The organism is Hominiventricola sp. (genome assembly GCF_057604405.1).
Window position 1 is genome coordinate 27415 of the sequence record NZ_DBLYVB010000005.1, and the last position, 18589, is coordinate 46003.

At 39.6% G+C, this 18589-nt stretch carries 14 protein-coding genes; 3 read left to right on the forward strand and 11 right to left on the reverse strand.

Annotated elements, in window-relative coordinates:
• Positions 1-13: 13 nt before the first annotated feature.
• The 8 genes from ACZMB2_RS04935 to ACZMB2_RS04970 form a co-directional block, all read right to left on the reverse strand.
• Entirely contained in the window at positions 14-2746 is a 2733-nt protein-coding gene (locus tag ACZMB2_RS04935) for a DEAD/DEAH box helicase family protein (RefSeq protein WP_487595792.1), read from the reverse strand.
• Positions 2746-4443: a site-specific DNA-methyltransferase gene (locus ACZMB2_RS04940; protein WP_487595793.1), complete on the reverse strand. Its 1698-nt coding sequence runs from the start codon at positions 4441-4443 to the stop codon at positions 2746-2748. The genes ACZMB2_RS04935 and ACZMB2_RS04940 overlap by 1 nt, the downstream gene beginning before the upstream one ends.
• A 9-nt stretch (positions 4444-4452) precedes the next feature.
• On the reverse strand, positions 4453-7041 hold the full coding sequence (gene drmD / locus ACZMB2_RS04945; RefSeq protein WP_487595794.1) for a DISARM system SNF2-like helicase DrmD: 2589 nt from the start codon (positions 7039-7041) through the stop codon (positions 4453-4455).
• 17 nt (positions 7042-7058) lie between these two features.
• Positions 7059-8330 carry a DNA cytosine methyltransferase gene (locus ACZMB2_RS04950; RefSeq protein ID WP_487595795.1) on the reverse strand — a complete coding sequence of 424 codons (1272 nt, stop codon included), beginning with the start codon at positions 8328-8330 and terminating at the stop codon, positions 7059-7061.
• Positions 8331-8651: 321 nt separating this feature from the next.
• Positions 8652-8927, reverse strand: coding sequence for a hypothetical protein (locus tag ACZMB2_RS04955; RefSeq protein ID WP_487595796.1), 276 nt, complete (start codon positions 8925-8927; stop codon positions 8652-8654).
• 652 nt (positions 8928-9579) lie between these two features.
• Positions 9580-11277, reverse strand: coding sequence for an acyl-CoA dehydratase activase (locus ACZMB2_RS04960; RefSeq protein WP_487595797.1), 1698 nt, complete (start codon positions 11275-11277; stop codon positions 9580-9582).
• Entirely contained in the window at positions 11274-12554 is a 1281-nt protein-coding gene (locus ACZMB2_RS04965) for a 2-hydroxyacyl-CoA dehydratase subunit D (protein ID WP_487595798.1), read from the reverse strand. The genes ACZMB2_RS04960 and ACZMB2_RS04965 overlap by 4 nt, the downstream gene beginning before the upstream one ends.
• Positions 12555-12667: 113 nt before the next feature.
• Positions 12668-14287, reverse strand: coding sequence for a PucR family transcriptional regulator (locus ACZMB2_RS04970; protein WP_487595799.1), 1620 nt, complete (start codon positions 14285-14287; stop codon positions 12668-12670).
• Between the two features lie 188 nt (positions 14288-14475).
• Between ACZMB2_RS04970 and ACZMB2_RS04975 the strand changes: the two genes are divergently transcribed.
• The 3 genes from ACZMB2_RS04975 to ACZMB2_RS04985 are packed head-to-tail and all read left to right on the forward strand — an operon-like array spanning position 14476 to position 17061.
• A complete protein-coding gene (locus ACZMB2_RS04975) occupies positions 14476-15183 on the forward strand; it encodes a DUF5058 family protein (RefSeq protein ID WP_487595800.1) in 708 nt (235 codons plus the stop codon).
• Positions 15184-15196: 13 nt separating this feature from the next.
• Positions 15197-15883, forward strand: a complete 687-nt coding sequence (locus ACZMB2_RS04980) for a hypothetical protein (protein WP_308458631.1) — start codon at positions 15197-15199, stop codon at positions 15881-15883.
• Between the two features lie 2 nt (positions 15884-15885).
• On the forward strand, positions 15886-17061 hold the full coding sequence (locus tag ACZMB2_RS04985; RefSeq protein WP_487595900.1) for a M20 metallopeptidase family protein: 1176 nt from the start codon (positions 15886-15888) through the stop codon (positions 17059-17061).
• A gap of 45 nt (positions 17062-17106) precedes the next feature.
• Here ACZMB2_RS04985 and relB read toward each other — a convergent pair whose 3' ends face one another.
• The 3 genes from relB to ACZMB2_RS05000 form a co-directional block, all read right to left on the reverse strand.
• The gene (gene relB / locus ACZMB2_RS04990) at positions 17107-17394 is read right to left on the reverse strand and encodes a type II toxin-antitoxin system RelB family anti-toxin (RefSeq protein ID WP_487595801.1); all 288 of its coding nucleotides are present in this window, start codon (positions 17392-17394) and stop codon (positions 17107-17109) included.
• 333 nt (positions 17395-17727) lie between these two features.
• A complete protein-coding gene (locus ACZMB2_RS04995; RefSeq protein WP_487595802.1) occupies positions 17728-18024 on the reverse strand; it encodes a helix-turn-helix domain-containing protein in 297 nt (98 codons plus the stop codon).
• Positions 18025-18086: 62 nt separating this feature from the next.
• Positions 18087-18548: a hypothetical protein gene (locus tag ACZMB2_RS05000; RefSeq protein WP_487595803.1), complete on the reverse strand. Its 462-nt coding sequence runs from the start codon at positions 18546-18548 to the stop codon at positions 18087-18089.
• Between the last annotated feature and the right edge of the window lie 41 nt (positions 18549-18589).

Sequence of the window (18589 nt, forward strand, 5' to 3'; positions counted from 1 at the left end):
CTACAACCTCCGTTTATTCTCCGTCTACTACAACAGGAATTGCCATACCAATTACATATTTGAATGTATTACCTACTATAATCTTATCCCCTAGCACTAGGCGGTACTCCCAAGTCTTTCCGTCCGCATCCACCTGCGATGCACATTCGCACCACTTAATTGCAGCCTTTGCTTTTTCCTGTACATCTTCATTATCTGTTTGATTTGCAGCCTTCACTTCAATCATATATTTCTTGTCAGCCGTCTCTACTAAGAAATCAGGATTATACTGTTTTGCCGCCTTATAAAATAGTCCTAACTGATTCAAAGGTGGCTTTATAAATCTAATAACTTCTGAATCCTCTTCTAATACCACAGACAACCTTCTCTCATCATCACTATCAAACGCATTCTCTGCATAGTATGATTTCTTATATCCTTCAAACAAATATTGCTTAATATTTTTCTTATCTGGCACTTCCTTCTTAAAATTCAATCGTCCATTTTCCTTCATATTCTTCGCAAATGATTTGAATACAATAAGGTCTTTCTGAACGTTAAATACAAACTCAGTGCTTTCTTCCTTTGACGCATATATCTGTTTTCTTAAGTCCTCTACTATAACAGTTGCATATCTACGGACAATCTTCTTTTTTTCTTCATCCGTACCTTCGATTAATGCGAGATACTGATCAACCACCTCAAGAATAAATTCTGCATCATCAGAACTAAACTCCGGAATACTCTCCAATAAAGAAACTGCAAGCATATTCTCAGGATTTTCTACAATAAGTGCATCTGCATCCAGCACTTGCAGCAACTTACCATTTACAGCGTCATATCTCTCGATTCTCGATGCCGCAACATCAAAATCCATAATGTTTCGTTTAACAGTAAAAGACTTAAATGTAATTGTTGAACTATAGCTAATTCCAATCTTTGGAACAGAGATAGCAACTTTCTTTAACTCTTCAACTTTCTTGATAAACTCTTGTTTTGCATATGGCAATACATTCTTACTGCCAGATGACTTCTGTAAATCAATCTGTAATGAAGCATCCCCCTGATGTACAGTAAATGATGTATCAACTGCATCAGTGCCCATGCCCGTCTGTGTCATTTTGTGATCTGATGCTGTGCCATCATTTGTTTCTTTTTCATCATCGTTAGCAAAATAATCAAAAATAGACATCTGTCCACTATCACTTTCAGACTTCTTGGGTGCTACTTTCTTTACAAATGCTTTCTGATACTCAGCAAACAGATTCTCCACCACATTTTCATTATTCAAATCTTGGTATGATTTCACTTTACTTTCGCATAACGCTTCATCAAATAATGAAATCTGCTGGTTCTCAACTGCTGGCTCTACCATAACTGTTTTTGTGTTCGGTATATCTTCCTCATCAAGATTTCTCTTCTTAAATACAGGGTTATTCTTGATATCATCCACAATCTCTCGATAATGATCGTGAGCAACAATATCCAAGGTATCTAATTCCTCAATACCCGTTATCTCACCAAAAGGAAGCCTCAATCCTCTACCAATAGTTTGAAGTGCCAATATATCACTCTTTGCAGCATTAAGAGGGATAATTGTAAACAGATTATTTACATCCCAACCCTCTTTCAGCTTATATACATGCAGCACAATCTCAATTGGATTGGTATTTTTCTCAATGGTTAGTAATTTCTGAATGTTTTCTTCTGTCTCTGCACCACTTGTACTGGAGTCAATTTCAATAACCTTGCCAACATAACGGCCTCCAAAAAAAGCATCAGAATCTATTTTTTCTTTTATTTTTCTAGCATGTGTTGTATCTTTACAAGCTATCAAAACAATCGGCTTTACCTGTTCTAACTGATTGTCTATACAATATTTATATACGATGGATTTTCGTCTCTCATGAAGCTTGATTCCATCTTTCAACTTCATTTCCTCTATATCATCATCTGAATATCCTGCTGTATTTGTTCTTCCCATAACAACCGGAATCTTCAAAAACCTCCCAGCTCCATCCTCTAATCCGTAGTGATAAATAATATTCTTATTTGTACTTTTAGGTGTAGCAGTATATTCTAATCCCAACACTGGATTAAGATAATTAATCGCTTTCTTTGATGCTGGGGCATAGTAACGATGCGCTTCATCCATACAAATAACCAAGTCATCAAACGAACGTAACACATCCGCAAAAGAGCCACCCAAATTTTCATTAAACTTGTGAAATTTAAATTCGATATCTCCCCTAGTAAAAATCTTTGAAATATTAAAGATAAATATCTGAATATCAGATGTTTTTTCTACCACCATTTCCTCTTGGATATATCTTACCGGGTATGATAAATAATTTTCCCCATCATAAACTTTGGGTCTTCCCATCTCTGCTTCAAGTCCCTTAAACATGTATTTTGGATGTCCCGGGATCGCCTCTCGACGCATCTTGTCATAAATCGTATTTCCTGGTGCCAGAATAAAGAAATGTTTGTACCCTTTTGTCTTGTACAAATAATAAATGCATGCACCCATTAAACGGGACTTACCAATACCGGTTGTCATATCAAAGCAGAATGATGGAAAATCAAATTCCTTATCTACAGATATTGTATGTGGATCTTGGCAATTCTCTGATGCTATTTTCTCTGCTTCAGCTTTTGAACTAGTTCTATACTCAATCTTGGAACTGATTGCATCAAAGAATTGTAGCGCTTCATACTGAGGATCACGCAGGCTCATAGCCCATTTGATTTTATCTACTGAACTCATTATTCCTGCACCTCACTTTCAAAATTACATTTATCCAATAAATCCTTTGGTATTTTTTTCACTTCCACATTCTCTGGAAGAATCATGTCAGCTTGATTTTTCTTACAATAGATAAGTAAACTCTGCTTATCCCCTAAGTTCTTCATTATCGACATCACATACTTTGTATTAACAAATTCTTCTGTGATATGTATGAATCGATTCTCTGATGAATGTCCTTGAAACTCCCCAGATGGTTCATAGGTAAATCCTTCTATCTTGCAAATAGCTTCACATACCATATCCCATGTATAGGATGGATTTAATTGATAAACAGGAAGAATTTTATTCTTTACAAGTAATGGCTCCGCAAGTTCGTAAAATTTATATCCTCCACCACCCTGCCAACCTACCTCTTTGGAAATCCCTCCTTGTTCACCATCAATTACATTATCAAGTCTAACTTTACAATGCGAGTAAGCTTGATTTCCCATCTCAATTCCTATCCATCTTCTATTGAGTTTATGTGCTGTAGCTGCCGTAGTTCCTGACCCCAAAAAACTATCTAATATCAAATCGTTTTCTGATGTTGTCATTTCCAATATTTGCCTAATTAGTACCTCGGGCTTTTTACCATTAGGGAATTCAACATCTCCCTCTTTAGTCAGATTTTTCATCCAAGCATTCATATCCCAATAAGTTCCCTGCAAATCCTTTTTAAATAGTTTTCCATCTATTACTTCCGATGTATCCCTTAACCATACAAACAATCTACACTTATCCCCTTTGTAGAACTGTTCATATACTTTCCCGCGATTTTTACCTGTTTTGGGAACATACTCAATTGATATCAAATCTTCTTCAATTCCCATTTCTGAACGATAATCCATAATTCTTGTTCGAATTGACGATTGTGCATTTGTTGTCTGGAAAATATCTATTCCATATTTACTATAAGCATCATCAACAGTAATACCATCTCTCTGTGCGATCTGTTTAATCGACATCATTTCAGGATTTTTTCTCAGATATACCTTTATCTCATTTCCATCACCATCAACTGTAGACCCTAAATATTCTTTATCCCCTGGATTCACTAGAACTGTGGTATATTTCCAACTTTTTCCTTCATTCTGATACTGATTGACTAACTCAGATATTTCAGTATAAATATAAGGTCCATTAAATAATGGAAGTAGAGAATAATCTTTTGTATATACTAGAATATATTCACAATTCTTTTTTAAACGCTTATCTTCACCTCCACCTGATACACCTGCAACATTCTTCATATTTACAGAAATCATATTTATAAAATTATTTCTTCCAAAAATTTCATCACACAATACCTTTAAATATGCCTGTTCTTCATCATCTATCTGAATCCAAATAGTTCCATCTTCGGCAAGTAAATTACGAAGGATTTCTAATCTTTTTTTCATTATTCCTAGCCAAATGGAATGCTCTAAATTATCATCATAATGTTCAAACGCTGCTCCAGTATTATATGGTGGATCAATATAAATACACTTTATCATCCCCGTATACTTATTTTCCAAAGCCTTAAGTGCCAACAGATTATCCCCATGAATCAACATATTTTCTGTATCCGGGTCACCATATGATTTTGATTTATCTTCAATTAATATTCTTGGTTCAAGTTTCTCTTCCTCATATTTACCAACCCATGTCAATTCTAACTTACCTTTTTTCTCCATGGTAGCCTCCTAAAACTTAATCACTATCTTTGTTAACAGTTGTGTTTTTACCAATATACCTTCTGCAAACTGCTTCTGCATATTTACAGCATCTTCTTCCAATGTCGACATTTCATCATGAAATGCCCTTATCATTTTTTGTTTCTGTTCTTCTAAAATTTCTATTTGTTTTTTTAATGCAATCTTCTGTCTAAAATCGCTTTCAATTGCATATTTTTCTTTAAGCTCGTCTAATTCTGATGTATCCTTGACTCTGAGCAAATATTCCTCTTTTCTTAATTGCAGCCAATTATCCAATTTTTTCTGATTAGCAATCAAAACTGTTCTTTTAGATTCTGCATATTTCTGTTGCATAAATTCATCCACTTTATCAATATATGAAAGGATTTCTTGATTATTTGGTGTCTTTTCTTCTAAACACTGCTCCTGCAATTTTTCGCAAAGATCTCTAGCCAACTCATCTGAAACACCATATATCTTCCCTGTTATATCAATTATTTCAAATACTGCATCTTCAAGAATCTCACAAACATAAGAACCACCAATAAGTAAATATCCGTGTTGAATTCCCGGAATTTCCAAGTCTATATTAGTTTCATAGTACTTTGGATACATCTCATTTTCCTCTTTACTTCTACTATTCCAATACTTAAACTGTGAATCATATTCCGCAATTTCTTTCATGATAATATTAAAATGAGACTTATGTTGTTCCTCTGTTTTATATGTAAATATGGATTTCAGTTCATCCATTTTCTTGTTTCTTTTCTTTTCTAATTCCTTTTCCAAATCCTTAAATTGCTTTGTAAAATCTGATGTTGTTTTACATTCCTGATATATAAGTGTAACTCTTTTTTCAAAATCTGCTCCACTTTCTAATAATCCAATAGCTTTATCTGATGCACCAAATACGCCTTGGAATAACTCGAATTTTTCAGAAAGAATTTCATATACTCTCTTATCTGCTACATTCTGAGTATTAAGCAAATTAATAACCACAACGTCGTTCTTTTGTCCATAACGATGACAGCGACCAATTCGCTGCTCTATCTTCTGTGGATTCCAAGGAAGATCATAGTTTATAATCGTATTACAAAACTGAAGATTCAATCCTTCCGAACCGGAATCTGTTACAAGTAAAATCTTGTATTCATCCCTAAATGCCTCTACGATGGCATTCTTCAATTCAACATTTCTACTACCCACATACTTTCCATAATTTCTAGCTTTCCACGCCTTATAAATCTGTTTAGTAACAGGATCATTGGTACAACCATTAAACTTAAGTATCTGGCCTTCATATCCGGCATGAGATAATTCTTCAAACATGTATTGTTGCGTTCTAATAGATTCCGTAAACACAACTATTCTTTGTTTTATGCCAGCTTCATCTTGAAATGCAAAAGCTTTCTCCACCGCCTGTTTCAAGGCTGTCATCTTCGCATTTCTTTTTATACTTTCAGCTTTATTAATAATGGCTGTTACCTCATCTATTTCATGCTGAATAAATTCATTTACCTTTTCTCTTGTGTATAATTCATCCTGCTTACTATCATCATCTGTCTCTATTTCATCATCATCAAAAAAACTAAGGAAAAAATCAATACTTTCATCCGCTGATTCAGTTCTAGTTGTTTCCTTCAAAGTTTCAAGTCTGCCTTTTAATACCTTGAAGGTTTCTGCAACTGCCATACTTGATGATGCAAGCAATTTTCTAATAACAGATGTAATAAGCGTTCTGTGTGAATTTGGCAAAGCATACAAGATTTCCTTTTTCAGATAATTATTTATCATCACATAAAGTTCTATCTCCATTGGCGATAGTTCAAAATCAATTGTCATTTCTTTGCGCTCTGAAAATTGGATATACTCTGCTACTTCTTTTCGTAAAGTTCTTTGCACAACAGGTTCTAAACAAGCCTTCAAATTATTGTAATCTTCTCCTCGTAAATATCTTTCGGAAAATATCTGCTTACTATAAAAAACTCTATCATCGATAAACTGAACAAGTCCATATATATCAAGTAAAGTATTCTGCATAGGAGTCGCAGTTAATAGAATCTTTGGAATTCCCTTTGTTAATTCATATAATGAGTTAGCCATCTTTGAACCATTCTTATATACATTCCTAAGCCGATGTGCTTCATCAAATACACAAAAATCCCAAGCTATCTTTCCGAACTCTGCTTTTCTTTTTGAGGCAAAGTGGTAGGAAACAATGATTACTGCTTGTTTACTCTTTACCTTTGCGAGATAATCCTCCCAGTTAGAACTATCCACAATTAATGAATCAATATCAAATTTCTCTTCTAATTCAACTTGCCATTGCTTTCGCAGATTTGATGGCATAATAAGTAGTATTTTATTTTTTCCACTGCATAGCAAATACTTGATGACCAAGCCAGCCTCAATAGTTTTTCCAAGACCTACCTCATCCGCAAGAATTGCTCCACCAAGCTCTAATGAAGATAGCGCAAATGTGAATGCTTCAATCTGATGAGGATTGATGTCAATATCAGCCATATGCAAACAACTATATGGATTATTTTTCAGTTCTTGTTGCTTTAATTCAGCATATGTACTTTCAACAATACCCATTTGCGAAACCTCCAATTTTATTTTCCTAATTGTTCTTTTATTTTATCTGCTATTACCTTTGCCATCATTGGCGGAACCGCATTCCCCACCTGAACAAATTGTGCTGTCCTTGGTCCTTCAAAATAATAATTATCCGGAAACGACTGTATTCTTGCTGCTTCCCGCACTGTAATTGATCTATGTTGCTCTATATCTGGATGAATGAAATAATGTCCATCTTTCGATAAATGAGCAAGTATTGTGTGACAATGATCCATATCACCCTCAACAACTTTAAATCGATCTACGAATGAAGTTCTATTTTTATGTGTTTTCAAATCTTCTGGCAAATCATCATATTTTAAACGTTCATGCTGTTCGTTTTCAAACCACATATCAATTGTTCTCTTATAGATTTCAATGTCTTGTGCAGTATGTGGTCTTGCAATATGTCCTGTTAACACATCCGATTTCACACGAATGTCATTATCTTTTACATATTTTTTTAATCTGCGCATATCTGTCATTGTATGCTCTATAGCCTCTTCACCAGGCTTTAACACTGGCAAATCGTTAAGTAAATCCCATACTTCTGCTTTACTATGAATTACATCAAATGATGGGTATTCATATCCTGTGCCTTTAAGCCAACCTACTATAATTACTCTTTTTCTACTTTGTAATACTCCAAAATCTTGAGCATTCAACTCATGATAATCAATTTCATAACCTACACGTTTCATATATGTCTGGAGATTTTTAAATGCCTGTCCACCTCTTGCGGTCTTTATCCCAGCCACATTCTCAAACACAAACATTCTTGGCTTATACTTCTTAAGAAATTGAACATACATCTTATATAATTCATTTCTTGGATCATCTTCCATCGGAACAATCATATGACTGCTCTGCGCTCTTCCCACTAAAGAATATGCTTGGCATGGAGGACCACCTATAATTACATCAATCTTATCAATTTCTTTTTCCCTTTTGATATCATCAATTGTGTTGAAAATCCCCTTAATTGTGGCTTCCGACATTTCTTTATTAATTACAGTCTTAAGTTCCTCTTTGGGTATTTTTTCCAAAAGTTGTTCTCTGGTTATTTTTCCTTTTTCATAATCATAATAACTTTTAATTTTGCCATTATCTTTTAAGTAATAATATGCTATTCTTGTTTCTATTGTCTTTGCTGCATGCTCATTCATTTCCACATGTGCAACCGGTCTATAACCGCTTTGAATAAATCCTTCTGAAAGTCCACCGGCGCCAGCAAATAGATCTATATAATTTAAACCATTTTTTTTCATATTCACCGTACCTCAATGTTTCATATATTACTTCATATAATTAATTCTAGTGACATATTTACACTATTACTTTTCTTCCCATTAAAAAGCATAAATGTTCTTCTATTTGCCAACTCATCCAAGATATTCAATATTTAGCTCATCTGAATAAGGTAACTGCATGCCAATACCACCTCTCCAAACATGTGTTTATTTATGATAAGTATACCATTTTGCTTTGATGGCGTAAACCTAAAAGACGGCAGTAACAGCTGTCTAAACCGCTATTACTGCCGTATCTTTTTATTTACCAATCCTCAGCAAACTCATCCATTGCATCATCTACACCGTCTGCATAATCACTATCTCTATCGTATCTGTCGTAATCGTAATCTCCATCCATATAGATATCATCGTAACCGTCGTCATAACCATCATCGCTGGAATCATAAGTAATTTTCTTCTGATAGCCAGTACTTTTCTTTGTACTGCTCTTATAAGAAGAACTACTGCTTGATGTACTTTCAGAAGAGTTGCTGCTATTACTGCTTCCAGACGATTTCGAGTTGCTGGATTAGGAGGATTTGCTACGCGCAGATGAATTACCTGTATATGCACTAGATGGTTTATGCAGATAACAGTAGCTGCTGCCTGATGACTGTTTATTATTACACCCAGCTGCTATACATTTCGGTTCCGATGCTACTCCGATAGAACCAATTACTAAAAGCACTCCTACAACCATAAGAACTAATATTAAATTCTGGCCCCCTGAATCTTTTCTCATATTATTTACCCCTTTCGCATCTCTGTTTTTGTTGTGTTCTCCGCTTTTCTTATATATTACACTTTAAGCTGTCCCATAAAAAGGGCAGCAAAAAGCAGCAACCACATTTCTGTAATTGCTGCATGTTATCACTTATTTTTATTGAACCTATATTTGTTTTTTTGCTATACTATTTGTATAATCACTCAGAAAGCAGGATGTGATTTTCTGATGTCAGATGCCCTCTAGTTCCAAAGGAGGGTGATGCCCTATGAACACAATGGAAGTCTTAACTTTGTTGTTAGTAATTTTCGCGGCTCTGTCTTACATAGACAATCATTTCGACAAAAAGAAATAGCATCCCACTCGCCCAAGTAGATGCTATTTCAAATTTGATATAAATTTTACTGAGGGCAAATCGGAGTCACATCCGATTCACTTTCTGATTTGATTATACACTAGGGCGCTTGTCATTTCAAGCGTCCTTTTGTTTTCTATTCCTAATTACGCCTCATTTTTACATTCTTCATATGCGAACAGTGCCGCTCCCAGCGCTCCGCAGAGCTGTGCTTCGTCACAGATATAGAGTTTGGCGCCGAGTTTTTCTTCCAGTGCCTGTATGATGCCCTGGTTTTTGGCAACGCCGCCGGTCATCATATATTCGCCCGGGTTATCTTTTCCGAGGCGGGCCGCGAGGGCGCCGACTTTGGATGCGACAGACACATTCAGGCCGTGGATGATGTCTGCCACTTCTTTATTCTGTGCCACCAGAGAGACCACTTCTGACTCGGCGAAGACGGTACACATGCTGGAAATAACTACATTTTCTTTCCATTCCAGTCCTTTGGTACTCATTTCTTCCAGGGAAAGTCCCAAGGTTCTTGCCATCATTTCCAGAAAACGACCGGTTCCGGCTGCACATTTATCGTTCATCAGGAAATTTTTCACCGCGCCATTCTCGTCGATGCTGATGGCTTTGATGTCCTGTCCACCGATATCGATGACGGTACGGACATTGGGATTCAGGTAGTGAGCGCCTTTGGCATGACAGGTGATCTCTGTGACGCTGTCATCGCCACTGTCGATATAAGCGCGTCCGTATCCGGTGGTGACGATTCTGACGATCTCTTCTTTCTGAATACCTGCTTTTTCCACTGCCAGATCCAGGCTCTTTTCCGCACTCATCATAGCTCCGCCGCCGGTGGGGATGATCATGGTGGATTTGATCTTTCCGTCCTGATCGAGAATCACGACGTCTGTACTGGTAGACCCGCTGTCAATTCCTGCTGCATAATAAACTCCTGTCTTCATTTTCTCTCTTGCCTCCTTGCTGATTTCTTTTCCTGAATTTCCATCCTCCGATCCTTCTACTGTCTCTGAAAATGCCTGAATTCTGGTGAGTAGCTGCCCAGCGCTCTGACTGGTAAAATCTGTTTCGATCTTGAGCAGCGGCACTTTGATTTCCTTTTTAATACTGGCATATTCAAATCCGTAATAGTCGCAGAATTTGATGGTATGGTAAATGATTCCCTTCAGGTTCGGGTCCAGATACAGTGCTCTTCTTTTGGTGCTGTTATTCATCCGGAAGCAGGGCATTTGTCCGAGAAGGGCATCTGCATAGGCAAGAAACAGGGCGTCTTCATCCAGGTTCTGTATTTCTTCCGGAACCACTGCAAGCTTTCTTCCGCAGGTACAGGTGAAATTTTCCACATCCATCCGGATATTTTCCTCGATCATCTGCTCCATCAAGCCACTGACACGCACTCCCATGACTCCGATATAAGGTTTCTTTTGCACTTCGTATTTCCGGAAGGAATGAAAAAATGCCTCCTTATTAAAATCTTTTCCGGAATATGTTGCATAAGCATCTTTCAGTCTGAGGATTGCTCTGGCAAATTTTACTTTTTCGCACTCATTGTCCTCATGAGGCAGATCCAGCATGTAGAGAAATTTGCATTTCCCGGTGCTCTTCACAATATCGTAGACTCTTCGCATGGAATCGCAGCAGTTTACCATGACCAGCTCGTCGGCTTTTCCTTCCAGCACGGCCTGAATGACTGATTTTCCAAATCCACACAAATTGGCATGGGCGATCTGATCGGACATTTCAAAATTTTCCGGCATTTCCTCAAGGACTGCACATTCTTCGCCAAATCCTTTGAACAGCTCTACCGGTGTGTATTTACAGACGTAATGTATCATAACTCTTTCTCCTCCTTGCCTTCTTCCAGCATTTCCACAAATGCCTGGAGTCTGGTGGACACCTGTCCATCACTGGTATTGGCCGGATTGCAGCCGTCACCATCCAGAATCATGGTCGGGATTCCTGCTTTTTCCAGTGAACTCTTAATCAGGCTGGATGCGCCGATAGTTCCTTTGCATCCCCAGTGGGCGAACAGGATGCCACCGTCGGCTTCGGTTTCTCTGGCAAGTTTCTCTGCTGCCTGAATTCTCTGGCTGACGCTTCCATTATAAATGCTGTAGACCATCTTCTCCGCCAATGCCTCATAAGGATCTTCCTCATGCATCTCCTGAAATCCATCCGCCACAAAGTCACAGGCGCGGATATGCATTTTCGTGCTGTAATTAAAGATCTCTTTTACCGGGGCCTGCAGAAATGGCATGATGTGCATCCAGATCACATGCAGTCCTTCGCCCTTTGGCGCTTTTTTCACATCGTTTAACAGCATTTCCGTATATTTGACAGAGGCTTCTGACCCTGCCAGCAGATGGCACATGAAAATCGCATACAGCTCATTGGTAATCGTGGTAACCGGATCGTGATCTTTCCGTAACGTCAACTGCTGCTGATAATTGGAAGATGCTTTCCGGCTGTTGGCAACTGCCTGACAGACAGCCTCCTCGGAAATGTTCTTTCCGGTAACTTCTTCCAGAAAATGCTTCAGTTCCCGCAGCTGCTCCGCCACATAAACAACAGAGTCCTTATTTTTCTCATAGGGAACATCAATATAAAATCCCGGAATGTCATAAGTTTCTTTCAAATATGGAAATGTCATCATATTTCCATCACAGGCTAGGTTGGTATAGACCATGCATTTGGGCTTTGGCAGCAATCCTGTCAGCGCAGCCCCCAGAAATACTCTGTGGTAAGAGCACATGGTCTCCGGAAATCCTTCTTCTTCCGTCTTTCTTAAAAATGTCTGCTCACATTTGGTTCCCGCCATGAAGCAGGACAAGGCTTCCACCGAATAGGGAGTCAGACCTGCTGCCGTCAGAAGTTCACCCGGCACAAAAATACTTACCATAGCAGCACTTTCCGGCTTTTCCAGTGCTTGGATAATTCTCTGCATAACCAGTCTTGCCGCATACTGTCCTGATGCGGGAAGTCCCCTGTCCGGGAAGATTAACAACCGCTTTTCCTGCAGCCTGTATCCTGTCAGAAGAAGCTTTCGAGCTTTTTCCGAGTTTTCCAGAGACATATTGCCCACTGCTGATCCAAATTTGTCTGTAATGCTCATTCTCATAACCTCCATAATCATAACAAAAAAAGAAATAGCATTCCCCTCTAAAGTGAATGCTATCCCCAGATGAAATTATACGCTTGCATTTTTTAATTTGCAAGCATCCTTTTTCAGTTACTTTCCGGCTTATGCTTCAGCAGATACAGCTTCATCGCAATTTCCACAAGCGATCGGTTATTATGATCCGCCAGATCCAAATTCAGTACTTTACAGATCTTGGAGTATCGATATTTGATGGAATTATAGTGAATATAAAGTCCTGCAGCAGATTCTTTCAGATTCCAGCCATTCTGCAGGATTTCCTGCAGGGTGGGCAGAAGTTCTCCGTGATATTTCCGATCGTAATCCTCCAGCGGCTGAATATACTGTATACACAGTTCCTCTGATTCCGGACTGTTCATAACCGGAGCCAGAAGCCGGTAAAGACCCAGCCGGTTATAGAAGAGAATCCGGTCAAACCATTGGAGGGAATATCCCAGATTGATGGCAACTCTGGCTTCGGAGTAACTTTTGGAAATATCACGAATATTTTCATAATATTGTCCGATACCAAGCGTAATGGTAAATGGGCTGACCATTTTCAGGCGGCTCTGCAGGCGCCTGAAGGTCTGCTCCAGCTGTTCCGGAAACCCTTCCCTGCTGTTCTCCGGCATAGAGATGATAAATACGATCAGGTCACTCTGTCGAAAATATTTGGACTGGGGGAACATCTGATGCATTTCCTGAATAGAATGTCGGAAAATGATTTCCGTCGCTTCTTCCAACATGCGGTTGGTGTTGGAATCCAGATGATCAGTGAAATATTTCTTAATGTTATTAATGTCTACGACCGCAGCCAGACCACCATTCGTAAAATCCCAGCCATAAAGTCTTGCACGATTGTGGATCTCCACATCCGTCTTTACGTTATTGGTCAAAAGGTCTTCCAGGAAGGATGCCTTATATTTCTCCGCCATCTGCTGGTTGGCAATCTGTACCTGAATGTGAAGGATCAGGACAATGCTGGCATATTCCAGTGCCGTCTGCATATTTCCATTTTCCTGCATCTGCAGGCATCCCTTTTCAAATAGAAGGAAACCAAACTGCTCATTCTTATTCGCCACTGTATAATAGTCGTACTGTTCCAGAAATTCACTGGTAATGCTTTCCATATCTGCATCCTGAAGCTTCTGCATCAGGGAAGATGATTCATCTGAAAAAAAGATATTTCGGAAATGAGTATCTATGAACGCGCAGGGAATTCGGATAATGCTGCTCAGCGTCTTCAGGATCTCCGGAACGCTGTTATTATTTATGGCTAATCCCAGAAATTCTTTGTGAATCTTATTTGCCTGAGTCAAAAGCAAAGACTGACGACTGATGATCTGGGTCAGTACCGGATTGATAATATCCACAAATGGATAGGCTTCCGGGACGGAAATCAATGGCAGATTCAGCTCATCGGCCATTTTCAGAGCTGCCTCCGGGATCGTGGTGATGTACCGGTTTTCTTTGATCCCCACACCTGCCGCCTGTTTTTCATGAAGAACCTGCAGAAATTCCAGGAGATCCTTCTCTTCATGGAGCATATAGGCTGTCGTAATGACAAATTCACCGCCATTCAGCCAGTTGGTTCCATCCGGCGTGTCAACAACCGTTACATTGGTCAGTTCTCTGTCAAGTCCATTTTCACCGGCCAGCAGATTCAGATCAGAAAAATTCGGCAGATTCAAAAAATCAGATATGGTCATGGTCATTCACCTCATTGTTCTCATAGTACAAATATTTATCCTCTATTACTATCTATTATACACAATACAAGAAACAAATAACAACTATCTTTTTGAATTATTGGCTTTCAGAGACAATGAAATACAGTTTTTTAAATGTTATAATGTCTCCAACAAACAAATTGAACGAACTACCAAGGAGGAGTGTTATGGATTACTTAACAATTGCAAATTCACCCGTGTTCTGGGGATTATGCGGAATTACGGTTCTGATTTCTCTGGCGCAGGCATTGTTATTTATGCGGCAGGCAAAAAAAGCGGCCGTAGAGGTAAATCTGGAAAAAGGACTGGCAAATAAGGCTTTTAAGATTGGTCTCATCTCAGCAATCGGGCCTGCCTGTGGTGTATTTATCGTAATGGTAGGCCTCATGGCTTCCATCGGTGGACCTATGGCATGGCTTCGTCTCTCCATTATCGGTGCTGCTGCAACGGAGCTATCCGCAGCTTCTATGGGTGCACAGGCGGCAGGTGTGGAATTCGGCGGTCAGGGTTATACTCTCACTGTTATGGCAGTGTCCTGGTTCGCAATGGCATTGAACGGTGCAGGATGGCTCTTAGTCAGCGGCACGGTAACACCGGCACTGGAAAAGCTGAGAGGCAAGTTAAGCGGTGGTGATACCAAATGGCTGGCAGTTTTGTCCGGTGCCTGTTCCCTTGGTATCTTCGGTTACCTGAATGCAAACGAGATCAAAAAAGGATGTGGAAATACCATTGCCTGTCTGGCAGGTGCACTTGGTATGGTGGCACTTATGAAATTCGTTGTACCAAAATATCCGAAATTAGCAGAATATTCTCTGGGTATTGCAATGATCATTGGTATGGTCTTTGCAGTCATCTATGATCTGTCAATTGCATAGGAGGAACATACTTATGGAAAATAAATATATGACTGAATGGAAACGAAACAGCATCCGCATCGGTGCACCAACCTGTATTCTGGCTGCCTTCACCGCTTTTATTCCGGTTCTCTATCTGTGCAGCCGCTATAACTGCTGGCCAAGTCTGGAAGTTGTATTATCAGCCTGGGCTCTTACCGCTCTGTCCTTTGGTGCTTTTTACATCGTAGAGCCGATTTCCTATTACGCAGCCCTCGGTATGAGCGGTACTTATCTTGGCTTCCTGTCCGGTAATATCGGAAACATGCGTGTTCCCTGTGCTGCTCTGGCACTGGATGTCACCGAGAGCGAAAGCGGAACCATACAGGCAGAGGTTGTGTCCACCATGGCTATCTGCGGTTCCATTATTACCAACCTGATTGCTACCACCAGCGCCGTTTTAGTTGGTTCCGCAGTAGTAGCAATCCTTCCGGCTTTTCTGGATGCTGCCTTGAAGAATTATGCAGCCGCAGCCATCTTTGGCGGAACCTTTGGAAACTTTGCAGTCAAATATCCAAAGATTGCTGTATTTGGTCTCTTAATTCCTACGGTTCTGAAATTATTCATTCCGGTTCCGGCATGGATGATCATCGTATGTGCCGTATTCGGTACACTTGGAATTGCCCGTCTGTTTTATAACAGCGATCAGAAAAAAGAAAATAATAGTGAGGAGAATGCATAATGATGTGGGAAGAATGTAAAGATTTACAGGAGTATATCGTAGGTTTAAGAAGGGATCTTCATCAGATTCCTGAAGTAGGATTTGATCTGCCGGAGACACAGGCTTATGTCACCGCAGAACTGGACAAAATCGGTATTCCTTATGTATGTTCCGAAAAGGACAGCAGTCTTATCGCTACCATCGAGGGCGGCAAAGCCGGTAAAACTGTCTGTTTAAGAGCGGATATGGATGCACTTCCGGTCACGGAAGCAACCGGTCTTCCCTTCTCTTCCAGACATGAGGGCTGTATGCATGCCTGCGGCCATGATACCCATACTGCCATGCTTCTGGCAACCGGAAAAGTACTCTGGGCACACCGTCAGGAAATCGCCGGTACGGTACGTCTGTTATTCCAGACTTCTGAGGAGCAGTCCCGCGGTGCGGAAATCATGATTGAAAATGGTGCAGTCAAAGGCGCTGATGCAGTTTTCGGCACACATATCGGAACTCTTGTTGACAAAGCGATTCCTGCCGGAACCTTTATTATTCCATCCGGCTGCTGTATGGCCGCCTTTGACAAATTTGTTATTAAAGTAAAGGGAAAAGGCGTCCATGGCTCCGCTCCTGAAAAGGGCATTGACCCGGTAAATATTGCAGCTCATATTGTGCTTGCACTTCAGGCCATCACAACCAGAGAGTTAAATGCTACCAAACCATTGGTACTCACCATCGGTAAGATTCAGGGAGGCAGCCAGTATAATGTCATCCCAGATGAAGTTGTCATCGAAGGAACTATCCGTACTCTGGAAGAGGAAGTTCGCCAGTTTGCTGCAAAACGCATCGGTGAAATCTCCCAGGCAACTGCAGCTGTCTTCGGCGGCAGCGTCGATTATGAGATGATCTGGGGAGCCCCGCCCGTTATTAACGATAACAATATGGCTGCTCTGGCTGCAAAAGCTGCAAAGAAAGTCCTCGGTGAAGATAACGTGATCACTGAACTTCCGGCTCCGAACATGGGCGGCGAAGATTTCGCCTACTATCTGGAAGAACTGCCAGGTGCTTTCATGTTCTTAAGCTCCTCCAACCCGGCCAAAGGAACAGATGTGGCTCATCATAATCCAAAATTCAATGTGGATGAAGATGTCCTCTGGGAAGGTGCCGCTGTATTCGTAGCCGTTGTAGAAGAATTTTTAAAATAGTAGAAAAAGGAATGGGCGCCCTGATTGGGGCGCCCGTTTTATATTTTACGCTTTTTGTTTAGGAACAAACTCAATCTTTAAAACCATTCCCATTCCATCAGCTAGCCTTTTAAGTAAATTAACCGAAGGGTTTCTGGTTCCATTTTCCAATTTGCTGATATCTGCCTGATTAATTCCTGTACGCTCTGCCAGTTCTTTCTGGGTAATATTCTGAGAAGTTCTTGCCTCTATAATAGCTCTGATGACATCCATTTCCGGCTGAATAGATTCGTATTCCTTCACAAATTCAGGATTCTCCATCTGCATTTCTTTGTACTGCTTTAATGACTTCATGATTTTCCTATCCTTTCCTTAAAATCTGCCCTATACTTTTGGGCCAGCTTTATTTCTTCTATGGGTGTCTTTTGCGTCTTTTTTACAAAAAATTTTGTCATTTAATCCCCTTACAATCATAATATGGCATATATGCCATATTGTCAATTATCTACTATGTTATTCCACTTCATTTGTAAGTTAAGCCGCAGCTCCCGTCGCGGCTTAACTTAAACTCACTGCCCGTGTCACCAGTATTTTCTGCCATAAAGAAAACCTCCGTTAGAACTGTGTTTTTAAATACAATTCTAACGAAGGTCTTATCTGTTGTCATTGAACTTGTAGTATAAAAAACTATGCAATCCACCTTTCCTGCATAATTTCATAATATGCACGCAGTATCTGCCTGCCACTGTCACCAAATGGCTTTCTGTTTCCGCAAACGATTTCATCTATCGTAACCTGAAACAGCTCACTTAACGCATACAGATTATCTATGGTCGGCATACTGCTTCCATTTAACCAGTGGTAAATGCTCTGTACACTGCCCAGTTCCAGATATTGCTGCACGTCCTTTACAGTAATTCCGCGTGTGTCCATCAAACGCCGGAGTTGAGTTCCTGTGGCACGTTTATCAATTAATGGTATCATATTTTCTTACAAATTCTCCCGCCGATTTTATCCCAAATAATTTTGCAGTTACAACTTTTAATTTATAACATTTCTTTTTCTATATAACATTCAAAAATATAATTGGGATTTTCATAATAAACACTACTATTGTAGTCATCAATCTTTGAACTGATAAAGGAATTATAAACTTCTATCAGTGCATCAACAACTCCTATTTTTTCATATGCGGCAACCATTTTAATTAAACGCTTATATACCTTGCCAATATCCCAATGAGAAGGTACTGCATAACCACAATCCGCTACATTGTCGAATGCCCCGGGAACAATACTGGCATCTTCAATAAAATCATCGCTTACCGCGTCAATATTCTCGCAATGGTATACATCAGCAAATTCATAAATTTTACTGATTCTGTCTTTTCCAAGTTTTTTCACTACTTCTGAACGGATATTTTTTGTCTTACGCGCAATATATTCGATCAAACCACAAGTATAGAAAAGATCATTGTCTTTTTGTGGTTCTCTTCCCTGGCCAACCATCAGCGCACCTCCTCAAATTCTCTATAAGTCAGACACTTCAG